This is a genomic window from Chitinophaga sp. HK235 (assembly GCF_018255755.1).
Classification (GTDB): domain Bacteria; phylum Bacteroidota; class Bacteroidia; order Chitinophagales; family Chitinophagaceae; genus Chitinophaga.
Window position 1 is genome coordinate 7,692,908 of record NZ_CP073766.1, and the last position, 17,368, is coordinate 7,710,275.

Consider the following 17,368-nt stretch of genomic DNA (forward strand, 5'->3'; position numbering starts at 1 on the left):
ACGTTTGTGATCACTAAAAAGGAGAAAAATAATAACATATGAATTTGAATAATTTCACTATAAAATCACAGGAAATATTACAACAGGCACAGCAGCTGGCATTCAACAACCAGAACCAGGCCATTGAAACGGGACATATACTGAAAGCGCTGCTGGAAGATAATGACAGCCCCGTAGAGTACCTGCTGAAAAAAAATGCAGTGAACACCTCGCTGCTTAATACCAAAGTAAATGAGCTGCTGCTGAAGTACCCTAAAATGGTAAGTGGTGAAGCCGGACAGGTACTAAGCCGTGATGCCAACAATGCATTGCTGCGCGCCGGTGCTGGTATCAAGGAGTTTAAAGATGAATTTGTAAGCGTGGAACACCTGCTGCTGGCTATTTTAGGAGGTAGCGATGATACAGCTAAACTGCTGAAAGATGCAGGTCTTACTGAAAAAGGCCTCAAGGCTGCCATCAAGGAATTACGTAAGGGCGAAACCGTTAGTTCACAATCCGGTGGCACCCAGTTCAATACATTACAGAAATACGCCAAAAACCTTAACGAGCTGGCCCGCGAAGGTAAGCTCGACCCGGTGATAGGACGCGATGAAGAAATACGCAGAACACTGCATATCCTCTCCCGCAGATCTAAAAACAATCCTATCCTCGTGGGTGAACCCGGTGTAGGTAAAACCGCTATCGTAGAAGGTCTGGCACATCGTATCCTCAATGGAGACGTGCCGGAAAACCTGAAATCAAAAACCATCTATGGCCTCGATATGGGCGCGCTCATGGCGGGTGCCAAATACCGCGGTGAATTTGAAGAAAGGCTGAAAGCAGTCGTGAAGGAAGTGACCGACAGCGATGGAGATATCATCCTCTTTATTGATGAGATCCACACCCTGATTGGTGCCGGTGCCATGGAAGGCGCTATGGATGCTGCCAATATTCTCAAACCGGCGCTGGCCCGCGGGGAGCTCCGTGCAATTGGTGCTACCACTCTCAACGAATATCAGAAATATTTCGAGAAAGATAAAGCCCTGGAACGCCGCTTCCAGAAGGTAATAGTAGATGAGCCCAGTGTGGAAGATGCTATCTCCATCTTGCGTGGCCTGAAAGAAAGATACGAAAGCCACCACCACGTGCTCATCAAAGACGAAGCCATCATCGCTGCGGTAGAATTATCACACCGCTATATCACTGATCGTTTCCTGCCGGACAAAGCCATCGACCTGATCGATGAAAGTGCTGCCAAACTGAGACTGGAAATGAACTCCATGCCGGAAGAACTGGATGAACTGGAAAGAAGAATCCGTCAGCTCGAAATCGAAAAAGAAGCGATCAAAAGAGAAAATGATGAAGACAAACTGCGTGAACTGAGTGAAGAAATAGCCCGCCTCAGCGAAGAAAGAAATACTTTCAAAGCCAAATGGCAGGCCGAAAAAGAAGTGGTAGACAAAATCCAGGCTGCTAAATCAGCTATCGAAAACCTGAAGCTGGAAGCCGAACAGGCCGAACGTAATGGTGATTTTGGACGCGTAGCTGAAATCCGCTATGGTAAGGTGAAAGAACAGGAAAAACTGGTACACGATCTTTCTGAAGAGCTGAGTAAAATATCCGAGCATAATAAACGTCTTCTTAAAGAAGAAGTCGATGCGGAAGACATCGCGGAAAATGTGGCCAAGGCAACCGGTATCCCGGTATCTAAAATGATGCAGAGTGAAAAAGACAAACTGCTGCATCTCGAAGAAGAGCTGCACAACCGCGTAGTAGGACAGGAAGAAGCGATCATCGCAGTGTCTGATGCGATCCGCCGCAGCCGTGCCGGTCTGCAGGACCCGCGCCGTCCGATAGGTTCCTTTATCTTCCTCGGTACTACCGGTGTGGGTAAAACAGAGCTGGCCAAAGCACTGGCAGAGTACCTCTTTGATGACGATCAGATGATGACACGCATCGATATGAGTGAATACCAGGAAAAACATTCTGTGAGCCGCCTTGTGGGCGCTCCTCCGGGATATGTAGGTTACGATGAAGGTGGTCAGCTGACAGAAGCCGTGCGCCGCAAACCCTACTCTGTAGTATTGCTCGACGAAATTGAAAAAGCGCATCCCGATACCTTTAACATCTTGTTACAGGTGCTGGATGATGGCCGTCTGACAGACAACAAAGGCCGTGTGGTGAACTTCAAAAACACCATCATCATCATGACCAGCAATATGGGAAGCCATATCATCCAGGAAAACTTTGAAAATATCAACGACTCCAACCGTGAGGAGATAGTAGACAAAACCAAAGAAGAGGTAATGGCGCTGCTGAAAACAACCATACGGCCAGAGTTCCTGAACAGGGTCGATGAAGTGATCATGTTCCAGCCATTGATGAGAGATGAGATTAAAGGAATAATTAACATTCAATTACAACAGCTCAAGGACATGGTGGCTAAAAATGGCATGATATTGGAATTTTCTAATTATGCTTTGGAATATCTTTCTGTTCAGGGTTACGATCCGCAGTTTGGTGCAAGGCCACTGAAAAGACTGATCCAGAAAGAGATCATCAACCTGCTGAGCAAAAAGATCCTGGCAGGAGATATTGATAAATCAAAGCCCGTGCTGATCGATGTGTTCGACGGCGTGGTAGTAATAAGAAACAAATAATTCAAGCAATTCTAAATACGACGATACATAGTTAACGATAAACCCCGCGATTCTTCGCGGGGTTTTTTATGCCTTCTTTTCGGTAAATTTGAATGAATCAATATTTAAATCATGATTGGTGAAAGGGAAAAAAAATTCATGCAGCATGCAATAGCATTGTCCCGCAGGGGAATGGAGCAGGGAGATGGTGGTCCGTTTGGGTCTATCGTAGTAAAGGGGGATGAAATTATCGGGGAAGGGTGGAATCAGGTACTGTGCGAAAATGATCCCACGGCACATGCAGAAGTAATGGCTATCCGGGATGCCTGTAAGAAGTTGGGCACCTTTCAGTTGACAGACTGCGAAATCTATACCTCCTGTGAGCCATGCCCCATGTGTCTGGGCGCTATTTACTGGGCCAGGCCATCCAGGGTGTATTATGCCAATACCAAAGAAGACGCGGCAGCCATCAACTTTGACGATTCATTTATCTACCGGGAAATCACAGTGCCACATGAAGAAAAAAAAATCCCGCTGATCGAACTGCAGGACGAAGAAGCATTGAAAGTATTTCAGCAATGGGTGGGGATGAATAATAGGACACTGCATTGATGGTATGATTTATTGATTTACGATATTTTGATAGGACGGAAAAATCAATAAATCATAAATCAATAAATCGTAGGTCCGTTAATGCCTGATGGCAAAATGATAAGCCCAGAACATGGCCAGGAGCAGGAATAAAATGCTGAGGATGATAACGGCCAGGGATATATAATTTTCTGTTTTTCTCCTGCTGCGGTAGCGTTTCCGTAATTTCCTCAGCACTTCCCATTTCATTTCGCGTATCCATCCCGGAATTTTCTCCTTATCTTTTATAGTAGCAAGACCTTCCAGGGCTTCACTGCAAAACGCACAATCGGTCAGGTGCATTTCCACCTCATGTTGTTCTTCAGCAGACAGCTTGCCCTGCACATAGTCCAGTAGCTGCTGTTGTGTCGGACAGCCGGTCGTTACAAATATATCGTTGAAATGCTCGTTCATATCACTATTGATGCAAATTAACGCTTGTTTGCGCGTTGTTGTTTTTCCAGTATTAATTTGAGATTACGTTTGCCGTTCTGGATATAACTTTTTACCTGTAACAGGCTAAAGCCCGTTTGGTCGGCTATTTCCTGGTAGGACTTTTTTTGCAGGTAGAAAAGGTCTACACAGATTTTCTGTTCCGGATTCAGCAGATTAAGGGCTTGCTCCATATTGTTGAGCAGGAGGTCTTTTTCCTGATACACCCCTTTTTCTTCCTGGTCGGCTGCCAGTTCGCCGGCATGTCTGTCGGTAATCTCTTCCTTGTATTTCATATGGTGTTGCCGCAACTGCATGAGGCAATAGTTTTTGGTTACCTGGTATATCCAGGCCCGGAAAAACTGTATCTCATGTTTGTTGATATCGGACAATACTTTGAGAAAGATCTGCTGCACGGCGTCTCGTGCATCTTCTTCATTTTTCAGGTATTTCATACACATACCCAGCAATAGCAGGGCATAGCGGTCAAAAAGCACACCTATCCATTCACTGTTATTATCAGCTTTGAACCGTTGTAGTAATTCCTGGTCTGTTAGTTGTTGTATATCTGGATTGTTCACAGGCTAAATTGAATGCTGCATGTAAGATGCGGGCATCGGGAAATTCCATAAAGATAAGGGAATAACAAATTATAAATATGAATTACGAATGCCCGGGCTTTCTTTATTCGTAATGCGTAATTGATATTTCGTAATTGATTTACATGCTGTCCAGAGCCTGCTGTGCATTATTTTTGAGGGAGCCTTCCATACGGATCACTTCCTTGAACATGCGGCGGGCTTTAGCCATCTGGCCTTTGCTGCGATAGCAGATAGCGAGCTGGTAGCTGGCCATTTCCACGTATTTACCGGTGCTGTTGGCAGCAATTCGCCGGTATCTGTCGATGGCTTCGCTGAGATTGCCCTGTTGTTGGTATACCATGGCAGCCCTATAGAGGTATTCGTCGCTATTGATGGGTTCCTGTTTTCTTTCGGTGTCTTTTTTAGGTTCAGTTTCTTTTGTATCGCGTTTAGGTTCTGGTTTGATTTCCGGAACCGGTACCTGCGATTTATTCTCTGTATCTTTTACATTTTCCTTTGCTTTTTTGAGGGAATCCTGCTGCTGTTTTTGGATGAGAATTGTTTTACGGATACTATCGGCCACGTGTTTTTTGTGCTGGGCCTTCAGGGCAGCAGCTTTGGCTTTGGCAACAGAGTCTGCTTTGGTGATGACGTTGGGCAGTGTGGGTATGGCAGCCGGAGCCTTAGGTGTTGCGGTGGCAGGTGTGGTGCTGGTGCCACCTCCGGTTTTATTCGTTGTAGTTGCCGGCGTATTGGGATGTCCTCCGGTCACGATAGGCTGTTCGGTTACTTCTGTAGGGGGAGTGGCCGGAGTGGTATCTTTGGCTGCCGGTTGGGTAGAAAGCATATGGGGCGGTGCCGGTGGCTGGTTGCGCAGGTGTCCGCGCAATACATATACGCTGGCCACACCGATAGCTATAAAGGCGATCAGCCAGAAATACACCAGCATGCTCTCCTTGTTTTTCTCCTTTTTGGTGTATTGTGCCACCTTATGGACATGGGAAACCGGTTGTATACTGTCCTGTATATAACGCTGGAGTTTTCCGGTAAGTTCCTGGTATTGTTCCGGAGCGCCTTCCTGTTCCAGTGCCTGCAGGGCATCAAAACAGAGATCGCAGTCGGCGAGGTGTTGTTCTACCAGGTGTTTTTCAACGTCTGTCAGCCTTCCGTCCATATAGCGTGGCAGCTGGTCTTTGTTGAGGCAACGGATACTGGAAAATACCTTTAGGATTTTTTCATTGTTTGGTTTACTACTAAACATATCCCTGATTCATATATAGCTTGGCTAGTTTCCCCTTGGCTGCTTTCAGCTGGTTTCTGAGTTTTTCACGCGTCAATCCTTTGGCAGCGGTCAGATCGGCAAAGCTTTTATTATCAATATAGAACTGTGTTATCAGATCGCGGTCATCTGCATTCATCCGTTGCAGCGCCTGTTCCAGCCTTACAGCCAGATCCTGGCGGTCGATGATGTTGGTACCTGCTTTCTCTACTTTGTTCTCAATATGCAGCAGGTCCCTGCCATCCCGTGACGGGTAGAAAGGAATATTTTTGTCTGGATTACTGAAATATCCTTTCTGTACATGCAAAATCCATTCGTTGGCCTTGTAGATAGTCTGCGTTTTAAGACTGGCGCTGAGCCGTTGTAAAAGAGAGGGGAATACTACGTTGGGGTCCGGATTCGGGGCTTTTTTCAGATAAGGCAGGGTAATGGCCACCAGCAAATGACTGTATCTGTCCATTAGTACGCCTTCTGCTTCCCGGTCTGCTTTACGGGCACGGGATATAAGGTCCTTATCTGATAAATTGGTTAACTGTTGATGCATAAACTTATTACTCTATATTTACGTATAAAAGCAGAAAAAGTTCATTCAGACGCGAGATTATTGGATTAAAAAACGGAATTATACAATTTATATGCCATACGCTATTGTTGTGGTGCCTGTGGCGCCACTGAGAGCCACGCCAGCACACAGAAGTGAAATGATCTCTCAGCTGCTCTGGGGAGAAGGAGTGGAGATCATCAACACAGCCCCGGACGGATGGGTGGAAGTGGTTAACCAATATGACGGATATTCCGGCTGGGCCTCCCTTTCCCATCTGGAAGAAGTGCCGGAAGATGTTTACCACCATCCCGCCACCCATTATTTCTCCGACTGGATCAATGAAGTACATGTCAATGGTCGCCCGATGATGGTGCCTTTTGGTTGTCTGCTGAAAGGATATACCAACCTCACCGCTAAATGGGGAAATGTGACGGTCACCTTACAGGAAAAGCCACATATATTATCACCTACGGGTAGCCCGGTTGATCCTAAACGATTGCTCGCAGATGCCATGAAATTCCTGAATACGGCTTATCTCTGGGGGGGTAGGAATGTCTTTGGGGTCGACTGTTCCGGCTTTGTGCAGAACGTATTCAAGTTGTCGGGTGTACCGCTGCTGCGGGATGCTTCCCAGCAGGCTACACAAGGTACAACGGTTGACTTTTTACAGGAAACCAGGCTGGGGGACCTTGCATTTTTCGATAATCCGGAAGGAAAAATCACCCATGTCGGACTTTTACTCAATGATCACGAAATAATGCATGCTTCCGGTAAGGTACGCATCGATCCTATCGATAACCAGGGCATCATTAATGCAGATACACAGATAAGAACGCACCAGCTGCGGATTATCAAACGGCTGTTTTAGCAGTCAAGCGAATTGCGGCTACCGCAATTCGCTTGACCATTGAAATTAGCTTTGTTTAAAGATCTTACGATAATCCTCAAAGCTCTTGATGATAATCTGCTCAGCTTTTTCCTTGTTCTGGAACTCTTCTACTGTTACAGATTTCTTTTCGAGTCTTTTGTATTCCTCAAAGAAGTGTCTCATCTCATCAATAAAGTGAGGAGGCAGTTCAGAGATATCATTGATGTGGTTTACGCTCATATCGTTGGCAGCCACAGCGATGATTTTATCATCGGCTTCTCCGCCGTCTACCATCTGCATCACACCGATTACTTTCGCTTCGATGATACACATAGGAACACATTCTACCTGAGACAGCACCAGGATGTCCAGTGGATCGTGGTCATCGCAGTAGGACTGAGGAATAAAACCATAATTGGCAGGATAATATACAGAAGAATATAATACGCGGTCCAGCTTCAGCAAACCACTTTCTTTATCCAGTTCATATTTGGCACGGCATCCCTTTGGAATCTCAATAATTGCGTTTACAATATGCGGCACCTCAGAACCAGGGCTCACACTATGCCAGGGATTTGTCATCATAATAATCTACTTTTCTACTTTATGGTTTATTGTTCAAATTGATTAATGTTTGAAAAGTGAATACAACATTCACTTCACTTTTCATGAAGAATGGTTACGGTTTCCGGTCGTTGGCTACTGGAAATCAGTTACACATGCCATCCATTAATGCACGGCAAAATTAAGGGAACTCGCGGTTAATAGCTAAAAATTATCCTTTTCTTACCTATAAAAGTGTAAAAAGAGGCAAAAATTATTTAACTGCAGGAACCGCCATACCACCGCTAGTGGTATCTGGTGTCAGCACGGTGGTGGAATCCAGCCCCTGGGTGGCTGGTGGAATATAGTTAGGTATTATACTTTCAAATGTCAGTGAAATCTTCCATTGACCGCCTTCTTTTACCAGCTGAAGTACTTCCTTCTGGTGGGCGGATGAATTGAGGATGGTAACAGAAGCCTTGTCTCCATTTTCTTCTATGCCTACTACTTCAATTTTGGCTTTCCTTATTTTTTCGCGCTCCGCATCACTGCGGCGTCCGTCAAAAATGGAATAGATCTGTATTACCTGTTGGGATTCTTTGGTGGCATAATCCCTTGCCTGGTCGAAGTTCGAATCCTGTATAGCGTGCATAAACGCCAGTGCTACCTCTTGTGGGGTGGCCCGTTTCTTACAGCTGCTCAGCAGCAGTATTCCCATCACTGCCAGTGTCAGAATTCGACGATAATTGGTCATGCGGTCGATAATTATAATATCACAACAAAAATAGGGTTAAACATTCAAATCTGCAAAGTTGCTATCACCGCAATGCTGTATCACAGGCTTCCGAACTGAATTATCCCTTTGAAAAAACAGGTGAACTTACTGCAAAGACCGTTAAAAAAGCGTTAATATTAGAAATTTTTTGATTTTTGATTTAGAGATTCAATGATCTTCTTTCAAATCAAAAAATCCCCAAATCAAAAAATCAAAAAAATCTTAATCTTTTTCCTTGTCCGCTTCGTAGGCCCGTATAATGGCTTTTACCAGCCTGTGACGCACTACGTCTTCCTCATCCAGTTGTACTGACCCGATACCATCGATATTACGCAGGATACGGGAGGCTTTTTCAAGGCCCGATTTCTGGTTCTTTGGCAGGTCAATCTGGGTAAGGTCGCCAGTGATAATGGCTTTGGCAGATGCGCCGATACGGGTGAGGAACATCTTGAGTTGCAGGTCGGTGGCATTTTGCGCTTCGTCCAGGATAATAAAGGAATTATCCAGCGTACGGCCACGCATATAAGCCAGCGGCGCTATTTCAATGATACGGTTGGTCATGTAGTAGCTCAGCTTCTCTGCAGGGATCATATCGTCGAGCGCATCGTACAATGGCCGCAGATATGGATCGATCTTCTCTTTCAGATCCCCCGGCAGGAATCCAAGGCTTTCACCTGCTTCCACCGCCGGACGGGTAAGGATGATTTTCTTAACAGCTTTGTTTTTTAATGCACGTACCGCCAGCGCTACCGCCGTATAGGTTTTACCTGTACCCGCAGGACCGATAGCAAATACAATGTCATTCTTGTCCGCCAGCGCTACCATTTTTTTCTGGTTGGCAGTGCGGGCCCGTACTGTACGGGCATTAGGACCAAAAACCAGTACCTCATTGGGATTGCGGTCACTGAAATGATCCACCCGCGTACCTTCTTCATCACCCAGGATCTGCTCAAAGTAGTTCTCCGTCAGATTCCCGTTGCGCTCCAGGTATTTTACGATTTGACTGATTTTTTCCTCCGCTGTGGCCACTTCTTCCGGTGACCCACTTAATTTTAACTGGGTACCCCTGGACAGGATCTTCAGCAGCGGGAATTTTTTCTTCAGCAAATCCAGTTTTCCGTTGTTTACTCCGAAAAACTCAATGGGATTAATACTATCTAAATTAATAATGGATTCAGTCAATGATTCAATGATTTAAAGTCCAGGAAATAGTCGGAATTTCTTACTCCGAATATATGAATTTACGCCCAACCTGGAGAGCAGTATTGTTAAGCAATTACTAAATTCTGTAACCGTTTTGTTTGAATGCTTCTACTTTAGCGGCAACGTCTTTATTGCCCAGACCCAGGATGCGTGCACACAGAACAGCAGCATTGCGTGCTCCGGCTTTACCTACGGCCAAAGTGCCTACTGGTAAGCCTGCCGGCATCTGAACAATAGAATACAGTGCATCTACTCCTCCAGGTAAACCTCCTTCCAAAGGTACGCCCAATACAGGTAATGATGTATAGGCAGATACAACGCCAGGCAACGCTGCAGCCATGCCAGCCGCGGCAATTACCACTCCAAAACCTTTCTCCTGCGCTGTGATACACAGTTCTCTTACTTTGTCAGGATTACGATGTGCAGAGGCTACAACCATTTCACTCTCAATGCCAAAGTATTGCAGATACTTCTGTGACTCTTCCATTACCGGTTTGTCACTCTCAGAACCCATGATAATCAAAACTCTCATCAATTTGTGTTTTATTTATGTGAAAATTAGTTTATTTGTAGTGGTCAGTCCCGCTGGAAACGAATGCGAAGATATTGATCAATTGACAAAAACAGAAAACTGAAAATCCACAACAGGTGGATAATTCCCTGTATAACAGGCCGTACTGGACACCCCGGCACCCTGGAAATGCGGAAAATAGGGTGAAATTGGACCTTTTATCACTGCAATACCGCTTTTTACTATAATAATGTCTATTTTGGAGCAACAAAAACACAACGGTCTTAGAATCCCGCTATTAATTAAATGATGGATGTTATGCTGGAACAGCATTACCGGCACCTGCAGCAACTCGAAGCTGCCGTCAATGCATGTGCATTGTCTGTGAATATAGATGCCGCTGAGTGCATTACTACCCTGAATACGAGGATGGCAAATGCTTTGCAACGATCGCCGGAAAATATCACCGGCCAGAACTTCAGGGAGTTTTTAACACCTGCCGATGAGGCACAATGGACTCAGATATGGCAGCAGCTCCTCGCCGGCAAACCCGTGCAGGAACAAGTCTGCTTTCTGTTGCACGGCCATACCGCCTGCTGGCTGGAAGTGGCCATCAACCCTGTTATGGACGCCGGCGGATCCATGATGGAATGCCTCCTCATTGGCCTCGATATCACCGACCGTAAACTACCCGAACTCCAGGTAATGGAGGACGAACAATACTTCCGCCAGATACTCGAAAACCTGCCCATTGGCCTGCAACAGTTCACTCCCGATGGTGTCTGTGTGGAAATGAACAGCCGCCAGCGCGAGATATGGGGTACACAGCATGCCTTCCTTACCGTCCCCGGCTATAAATGGCTGGAGGATCGTTTCTACCGACTCAACGGCCTCGCCAGAATGTTTGAAGAAGCCAGAGATACCGGCAAAACACTCAAACGCGAAATACTACTCAACTACACTGAAAAAACCTACGGCAACGTCACCCGCCTCTCTCCGCTGTATTACGAAGCCACCATCTTTGCGGTCACCGATCGGCAAAGCAGGATGTCCAACTATTTCCTCATCCTCGACGACATTACGGAAAAAAAAGTGGCCGAAATCAGCCTCCAGAAAAGCGAAAGACTACTCGACAATATCATCGAAAACCTTCCTATCGGGTATATACAATTCGATAATTTCGGTTTCATTCGCCGTATCAATCAAACCCAGCGCTTTTTCTTCAACTCGCCACATCCAGCTGCCCGCCGCAATTTCAACGTGATGAACGATGAACTGGCCACCCGCTTCGAACTGGACAAACTCTTCCTCCAGGCGCTGGAAGAAGGAAAGCCCCTGCGTGTGGAAAAACAAATCGATTTCAGCGAGGACGAACGCTGGACCACGGTCGGCCGCGAAGTATATCTCGACCTCACCGTCTTCCCGGTCATAGAACCGGTAGACAAGGAAATGATTGTAGTGGCCCTTGTGAATGATATCACCGATAAAAAAATGCAGGAGCTGGAAAATATCAAAAACCAGCAATTCCTCCTGCAAACCGGCGAAATAGGCAGAATTGGCGGTTGGGAACTCGATGTGGAAACCAGAAAAGTACGCTGGTCTTATGAGTCGTATAAGATCCACGACTGTGACCCCAATATGCCCATCACCTTCGAATCGGCCATGGACTTCTATACACCGGAAGCCCGCCATATGCTGGACGGCCTGGTGAAACAATGCCTGGAATCCGGCAAACCGTTCGATGCCCAGCTGAGCATCGTTACCGCCGGCGAACAAACCAAAAGGGTACGCTCCATCGGACAGCCAGGCTACAGCAACGGTAAACTGGTACGTATCTTCGGTGTAGTACAGGATGTTACCGAACAATCCGAGATCAAGGAGGCATTAACCCGGAATACAGAGCTGATGCGCCTTTTCTTCGATACCATCGATATGGGCTATGCGGCCATGGAAAAAGATGGCAAGCTAAACTTCCTCAATCAGAAAGCGGAAAAAATGATCGGACAGAAAGTAGAAATGGGCAGCAACATCTTTGAGGTGTTCCCCAGACTGTCTGGTACCGTGTTTTACGCCCGCTTGCAGGAATGTATACATCTTCAGCTGTCACAGTCTTTCGGCATCTACTTCCCCAAACCCGACAAGTGGTACGACTTCCTGCTCACACCTATGCAGGACGGCGGTATCTCCGTGTTTATGCGGGATATCACCGAGAGCCGGAAAATGCAGAAAGACCTGCGCAAGGCCAACGATCAGTTGTCTAACCTGAATAAGAACCTGGTCAACCAGAACAAGCAGCTGGAAGACTTCGCCCATATTACATCACACAATCTGCGTGCGCCTATTGCCAACCTGCGTGCACTGATGCAGATGCATAATGAAGCTACCTCCCAACAGGAGCGGGAACTTTATCTGGGCATGTTGCATGAGGTGATAAAAAAAATTGATGAAACACTCAACGACCTGGTGGAAGTGGTGCAGATACGGAAGGATGTGAATGTGGAAAAGGAAAGGTTGTCGTTTACCGACCGTTTACAGAAAGTAAAAGATATTCTGCTGGTAGATATTGAAACCAGCAATATCCGGATCACAGATGATTTTGATCAGGCGCCGGTAATAGAGTATCCACGGGTATATCTCGACAGTATCCTGCAGAACTTTATTACCAACGCTATCCGTTACCGTTCACCGGAACGTTCACCGGAGCTGCACATACAAACCCGGAAGGAAAATGAAAACATTGTGCTGACAGTGCAGGACAATGGTGTTGGTATCGATATGGAGCGTTTTGGCAATAAATTATTTGGCTTCAGAAAAACATTTCACCGTAACAAAGACGCCAAGGGAATCGGCCTGTTTATTACCAAAACACAGGTAGAAGCGATGGGTGGAAGTATTAAGGCAGAAAGCAGCCTGGGCCATGGAACAAAATTTATTATTACATTTAGGCCGGAATAATCCCTTTTATGAAGCTGATCAATATGATTTTTATAGTAGACGACGATCCAATTCACCAGCAAATAGCTAAAATCATGATAGAGCGGCAGGGGATAAGCACCAATATCCGGGTGTTTTCCGATGCGCAGGACGTCCTGGACCATATCCGTTTACATGCGGATAAGGTGGACGACCTGCCGGACCTTATTCTGCTTGATCTGAACATGCCTATTATGGATGGCTGGGAGTTTCTGGACGAATACAGCCTTTTCCATGAGCAGCTGCCCAAAGAAATCCGCATTTTTGTGCTGACCTCTTCCATTGATGAGAAAGACAAAGAGCGGGTACGTCATTATGCGGTGGTAAACGGTTATCTTACCAAACCCTTGTCCAAAGAGATTATAGCGCACCTCTCTTAAGGGCGGCAATTGCTTTTTCCGGGTCCGGTGAAGCAAAGATGGCACTGCCTGCCACCAGTACGTTGGCGCCTGCCGCTACCAGCTGTCCGGCATTTTCGGTGCCGATGCCGCCGTCTACTTCTATCAGGGCAGAAGCGTGGTGCTCTTTTATCAGCTGGCGTACCTGTTTTATTTTTTGATAGGTTTGTTCTATAAAGGTTTGGCCGCCAAATCCCGGGTTTACGCTCATTACCAGTACCACATCAATATCGCGGATTATGTTTTCCAGCATCACCACAGGTGTGTGCGGGTTGAGGGCTACGCCGGCTTTCATACCCAGACTTTTGATCTGCTGGATATTGCGATGAAGATGTATGCAGGCTTCTGCGTGTACAGTCAGTATATCTGCACCGGCTTTTTTGAATTCGGCGGCATATTTCTCCGGTTCCTCTATCATCAGGTGAACATCACAGGGCTTGCGGGCTAGTTTTTTGATCTGCGCGATCACTGGCAGACCGTAGCTGATGTTAGGCACAAAGCGGCCGTCCATCACGTCCAGGTGAAACCAGTCCGCCTCACTGCGGTTTACCATTTCCACTTCTTTTCCCAGTTCAAGGAAATTGGCTGCCAGTAAGGATGGCGCTACCAAAACAGGAGAGTCTTTCAATAGTACTAATTTTTATGGTATAAATGTAAATAATGCATGGGATATTATGTACCCATGTGTCTGCCCTACATTTTCATGTTTACGCGTTGCATGGCTTCTTTTGCCTCAGCGAAATCCTTTTTGAAGGAAGAGGCTTTGGCATAGTTAGTAGCAGCTTCCTGTTTGTTGCCCAGTTGTTCATGGCATCTGCCACGGTGATAGTAGGCCCAGGCGTCTGTTGGGGCTGCTTTGGCGGCCAGGGTGTAGAAGTTGAGTGCTTCCTTCCATTGTTTTTTATCGCTGTAAATTTTACCGATGGCAAGATAGGCGGCTTCAAATCCCGGGTCCGCCACAATACATTTACGGTAGGTGGCAAGAGCTGCTTCTGTGTTGCCCATTACTTCTTCCTGTACCTGGGCGATATCATATAACGGAGCTGCATTGAGGGAGTCCTGATGCCAGGCCTGGTCATAATACCGGATGGCTTCCGGTGTTTTGCGGGCACGGAGCAGGTCTGCCAGCTCCATCACTGCTTCAAACTCGGCGTTGGGGCCGGCGGCGGCGATGGCGGTTTTCAGGTGTTCTATCGCAGCGGTGGTGTCGTGGCGGTCTTCTGCCATGCGGGCTTTCAGATAAAAGGCTTTATCCTTTCCGTCGGTAGTGCCGGCCAGCATGTTGGCGAGGCTGTCTGCCTGTGAGATACGTTTATTTTCGATCATGGCGGTGGCCAGTTTGTACTGCAGGTACGTATAGGCAGGTGCGTGAGCCAGCGCTTTGTTGAAAAAAAGTTCTGCTTTATCGTAGTGGTTTTCCAGCAGGGCGGCTTCACCGGCACCGGCCCAATAGTCCGGCTGGTCCGGCTTCAGACTGGCAGCTTTTTCAAAATCTGCCTGGGCCAGGCCGGGATTGGTATTGAAAAGCAGCAGGGCACGACGGTAATAGAGTGCATCGTTGCCTGGATACTGTTGTATAGAGTCTGTCACCGGCCGGATAATATCGCTGTAAAGCACGGAGTCTGCAGCTGTCAGCTGATGGTGCTGCTGTGGATTGTTGTTGCAGGCCATGGCTGCTGCCATGGCCGCCAGGATAGGTAAATATTTCATACGCCGTCAAAGCTAAGAAATCCTCAGCGCATTAACCAGTTTTTGAGGGCTGTATAGTCTGCTGGTAACAGCGTTGCTGTTTTTTCCCTGCCATACAACGACATTACACGCGGTGGTGTATGGATCTCATCTCTTACGGCCCGGGGCGCGGTATCTTCAAACTTCACCGGATGCGCTGTTTCCAGAAACACTCCTGTCAGCTCCGGTGCGGAAGCCAGATACTGCTGCAGGCCCAGGTAGCCCACAGCGCCATGCGGATCAAGCATATAGTGGTTTTCTTTCCATACCTGCTCAATGGTGCGGGCGGTATCCTTGTCTGTAAAAGAGAGGGCGGTGAATTTTTCCCGGAGGGAAGGCAGGTTATTGCCGAATAACTGTAATATCCGTACGAAATTGCTCGGGTCTGCCACGTCCATGGCGTTAGACAGGGTGGGGACAGCTTTGCCGGGCTCATACTTACCACTATGCATAAAGCGTGGCACCGTATCATTGACATTGGTAGCGGCCACAAAATGCGATACCGGCAACCCAATAGCTGCGGCCATCATACCCGCGCAGATATTGCCGAAATTGCCGCTGGGCACGGCAAATACCAGCCGGGGATGGGCTGCTTTCATTTGTTTGTATGCAAGGAAATAGTAGAACATCTGTGGCAGCCACCGTGCTACGTTGATAGAGTTGGCGGAGGTAAGCTGACGATAACGTTGTATATCGGCATCCAGGAAAGCGGTTTTTACCATCCGCTGGCAGTCGTCGAAGGTGCCCTGTATCTCCAGGGCCCGGATGTTGCCGCCAAGGGTGGTCAGCTGCTTTTCCTGCAGGGTACTTACTTTTCCGGAAGGGTAGAGGATCACCACGTCTACGCCGGGAACATTGTAGAAGCCGCTGGCCACGGCGCCGCCGGTATCGCCGGAAGTGGCTACCAGTACGGTCACCGGCTGGCTGCTGTTACGTCTGAAGTAGCCCAGGCAGCCAGCCATAAAGCGGGCACCCACATCTTTAAAAGCTAGTGTCGGCCCATGGAAAAGCTCCAGTGCGTACAGGTGTCCCGTTACCTTCTGAACAGGAAACGGGAAATGCAGGGTATCCCGCACGATCTTCCGCAGGGCTTCTTCCGGTATCTCGTCGCCAATAAACGGCCGGATTACTTCGTAGCCTATCTCATGGTCCGTATAGGCATGCAGGTTAGTAATGAAGTCCGGGTCCAGGGAAGGTATCTGCTCCGGGAAATAAAGCCCTTTGTCTGGGGCAATTCCTTGTACAACGGCCGTTTCGAATGATGCTTTGTGTTGTGGATCCTGTAAACTGAAATACTGCATGCTGAATAAATTGGAAATTAGTCAATGATTTTAACGCCGGCGGTGTTGATACGGGACACATATATTTTGTAGTCCACGCCCAGTGGGGCATAAACGGTGTTCATGGTATCGGCTACCCTACGGGCGTTTTCTTCGCCTTTGCTAAGCATAAACACAGAAGGGCCAGAGCCGGAGATACCGCCACCAAGGGCGCCGGCTTCCTTGCATTTGAGTTTGAGCTCCTGGAAGGCGGGAATAAGGATAGAACGTACCGGCTCCACGATCACGTCTTCAAGAGAGCGGCTGATGAGGTCATAGTCTTCCTGGTAAAGTGCTGCCACCATGGCGCCTACGTTGCCCCACTGGCGGATGGCGTCTGTCATCAGTACTTTCTGTTTTAATATCTCGCGGGCATCAGAAGTTTTGACTTCTATCTGCGGGTGGATAACGGTCACCCACAACTCGCCGGGGGTATGCAGGCTGGTGATGTCGAGCGGACGATAGCTGCGTACCAGTGTGAAACCGCCCAGGATGGCAGGAGCCACGTTGTCGGCATGGGCGGAGCCACAGGCCAGCCTTTCACCTTCCATTGCAAAACGGACCAGTTGTTTTTTAGTGAAAGGCTCACCCAGCAGATGGTTGACACCTACCACGGCGCCGGCACTGCTGGCGGCGCTGGAACCAATGCCACTGCCCGGATGAATATGTTTGAAAATCTCTATCTCAATACCTACATCCGGGTTATCATATTTCTGCAGCAGGGCCTGTACGGCTACACTAGCGACATTTTTAGCCGGGTCCAGCGGCAGGTCGGCGCCATGCACGGCTTTGATCCGTATACCCGGTTCGCTGGTCCTGCGAAGGATCATTTCGTCGCCAGGAGCGTCCATGGCCAGACCTATGACATCAAAACCGCAGGCTACATTGGCTACGGTACCGGGGGCAAATACTTTTATATATTCCATATAAGGCTATTGCGTTAATTAATTTAATCATTCCTTTTGG

General features: G+C 47.5%; 17 protein-coding genes. 5 read left to right on the forward strand and 12 right to left on the reverse strand.

Features of this window, described 5'->3' with window-relative positions; all coding sequences use genetic code 11:
* Positions 1-38: 38 nt before the first annotated feature.
* Both clpB and KD145_RS29615 read left to right on the forward strand, forming a co-directional pair.
* Positions 39-2,639 carry an ATP-dependent chaperone ClpB gene (gene clpB / locus KD145_RS29610; protein WP_212003411.1) on the forward strand — a complete coding sequence of 867 codons (2,601 nt, stop codon included), beginning with the start codon at positions 39-41 and terminating at the stop codon, positions 2,637-2,639.
* Positions 2,640-2,750: 111 nt separating this feature from the next.
* The gene (locus tag KD145_RS29615) at positions 2,751-3,230 is read left to right on the forward strand and encodes a nucleoside deaminase (protein WP_212003412.1); all 480 of its coding nucleotides are present in this window, start codon (positions 2,751-2,753) and stop codon (positions 3,228-3,230) included.
* 78 nt (positions 3,231-3,308) lie between these two features.
* Here KD145_RS29615 and KD145_RS29620 read toward each other — a convergent pair whose 3' ends face one another.
* From KD145_RS29620 to KD145_RS29635, 4 genes are all read right to left on the reverse strand, one after another.
* Positions 3,309-3,662, reverse strand: a complete 354-nt coding sequence (locus KD145_RS29620; RefSeq protein WP_212003413.1) for an anti-sigma factor — start codon at positions 3,660-3,662, stop codon at positions 3,309-3,311.
* Positions 3,663-3,679: 17 nt separating this feature from the next.
* Positions 3,680-4,261 carry an RNA polymerase sigma factor gene (locus tag KD145_RS29625; RefSeq protein WP_212003414.1) on the reverse strand — a complete coding sequence of 194 codons (582 nt, stop codon included), beginning with the start codon at positions 4,259-4,261 and terminating at the stop codon, positions 3,680-3,682.
* 139 nt (positions 4,262-4,400) lie between these two features.
* Positions 4,401-5,522, reverse strand: a complete 1,122-nt coding sequence (locus tag KD145_RS29630; RefSeq protein ID WP_212003415.1) for a tetratricopeptide repeat protein — start codon at positions 5,520-5,522, stop codon at positions 4,401-4,403.
* Positions 5,515-6,084, reverse strand: coding sequence for a sigma-70 family RNA polymerase sigma factor (locus KD145_RS29635; RefSeq protein WP_212003416.1), 570 nt, complete (start codon positions 6,082-6,084; stop codon positions 5,515-5,517). The genes KD145_RS29630 and KD145_RS29635 overlap by 8 nt, the downstream gene beginning before the upstream one ends.
* 91 nt (positions 6,085-6,175) lie before the next feature.
* Here KD145_RS29635 and KD145_RS29640 point away from each other — a divergent pair, with 91 nt between their 5' ends.
* Positions 6,176-6,952, forward strand: a complete 777-nt coding sequence (locus KD145_RS29640) for a C40 family peptidase (protein WP_212003417.1) — start codon at positions 6,176-6,178, stop codon at positions 6,950-6,952.
* Between the two features lie 45 nt (positions 6,953-6,997).
* Here the strand turns inward: KD145_RS29640 and KD145_RS29645 are convergent, their stop codons facing one another.
* From KD145_RS29645 to purE, 4 genes are all read right to left on the reverse strand, one after another.
* On the reverse strand, positions 6,998-7,537 hold the full coding sequence (locus tag KD145_RS29645; protein ID WP_211327035.1) for an inorganic diphosphatase: 540 nt from the start codon (positions 7,535-7,537) through the stop codon (positions 6,998-7,000).
* A 232-nt stretch (positions 7,538-7,769) separates the two neighbouring features.
* Positions 7,770-8,249 (reverse strand): DUF4878 domain-containing protein, encoded by a 480-nt coding sequence (locus KD145_RS29650; protein ID WP_212003418.1) that lies wholly within the window; start codon positions 8,247-8,249, stop codon positions 7,770-7,772.
* A 243-nt stretch (positions 8,250-8,492) separates the two neighbouring features.
* A complete protein-coding gene (locus KD145_RS29655) occupies positions 8,493-9,452 on the reverse strand; it encodes a PhoH family protein (RefSeq protein WP_212003419.1) in 960 nt (319 codons plus the stop codon).
* A gap of 97 nt (positions 9,453-9,549) precedes the next feature.
* Positions 9,550-10,005 (reverse strand): 5-(carboxyamino)imidazole ribonucleotide mutase, encoded by a 456-nt coding sequence (gene purE / locus KD145_RS29660; RefSeq protein ID WP_113614202.1) that lies wholly within the window; start codon positions 10,003-10,005, stop codon positions 9,550-9,552.
* Between the two features lie 297 nt (positions 10,006-10,302).
* Between purE and KD145_RS29665 the strand changes: the two genes are divergently transcribed.
* Together KD145_RS29665 and KD145_RS29670 are read left to right on the forward strand one after the other, a co-directional pair.
* Positions 10,303-12,939 (forward strand): PAS domain-containing protein, encoded by a 2,637-nt coding sequence (locus KD145_RS29665; RefSeq protein WP_212003420.1) that lies wholly within the window; start codon positions 10,303-10,305, stop codon positions 12,937-12,939.
* 8 nt (positions 12,940-12,947) lie between these two features.
* Positions 12,948-13,337, forward strand: coding sequence for a response regulator (locus KD145_RS29670; RefSeq protein ID WP_212003421.1), 390 nt, complete (start codon positions 12,948-12,950; stop codon positions 13,335-13,337).
* Here KD145_RS29670 and rpe read toward each other — a convergent pair.
* The 4 genes from rpe to KD145_RS29690 form a co-directional block, all read right to left on the reverse strand.
* A complete protein-coding gene (gene rpe, locus KD145_RS29675; RefSeq protein WP_249219624.1) occupies positions 13,318-13,983 on the reverse strand; it encodes a ribulose-phosphate 3-epimerase in 666 nt (221 codons plus the stop codon). The genes KD145_RS29670 and rpe overlap by 20 nt on opposite strands.
* 65 nt (positions 13,984-14,048) lie before the next feature.
* Positions 14,049-15,065 carry a tetratricopeptide repeat protein gene (locus KD145_RS29680; protein ID WP_212003422.1) on the reverse strand — a complete coding sequence of 339 codons (1,017 nt, stop codon included), beginning with the start codon at positions 15,063-15,065 and terminating at the stop codon, positions 14,049-14,051.
* Between the two features lie 23 nt (positions 15,066-15,088).
* Positions 15,089-16,384, reverse strand: coding sequence for a threonine synthase (thrC, locus tag KD145_RS29685; RefSeq protein ID WP_212003423.1), 1,296 nt, complete (start codon positions 16,382-16,384; stop codon positions 15,089-15,091).
* Between the two features lie 17 nt (positions 16,385-16,401).
* Complete coding sequence (locus tag KD145_RS29690; protein WP_212003424.1) at positions 16,402-17,328, reverse strand: homoserine kinase; 927 nt, start codon at positions 17,326-17,328, stop codon at positions 16,402-16,404.
* Positions 17,329-17,368 lie beyond the last annotated feature (40 nt).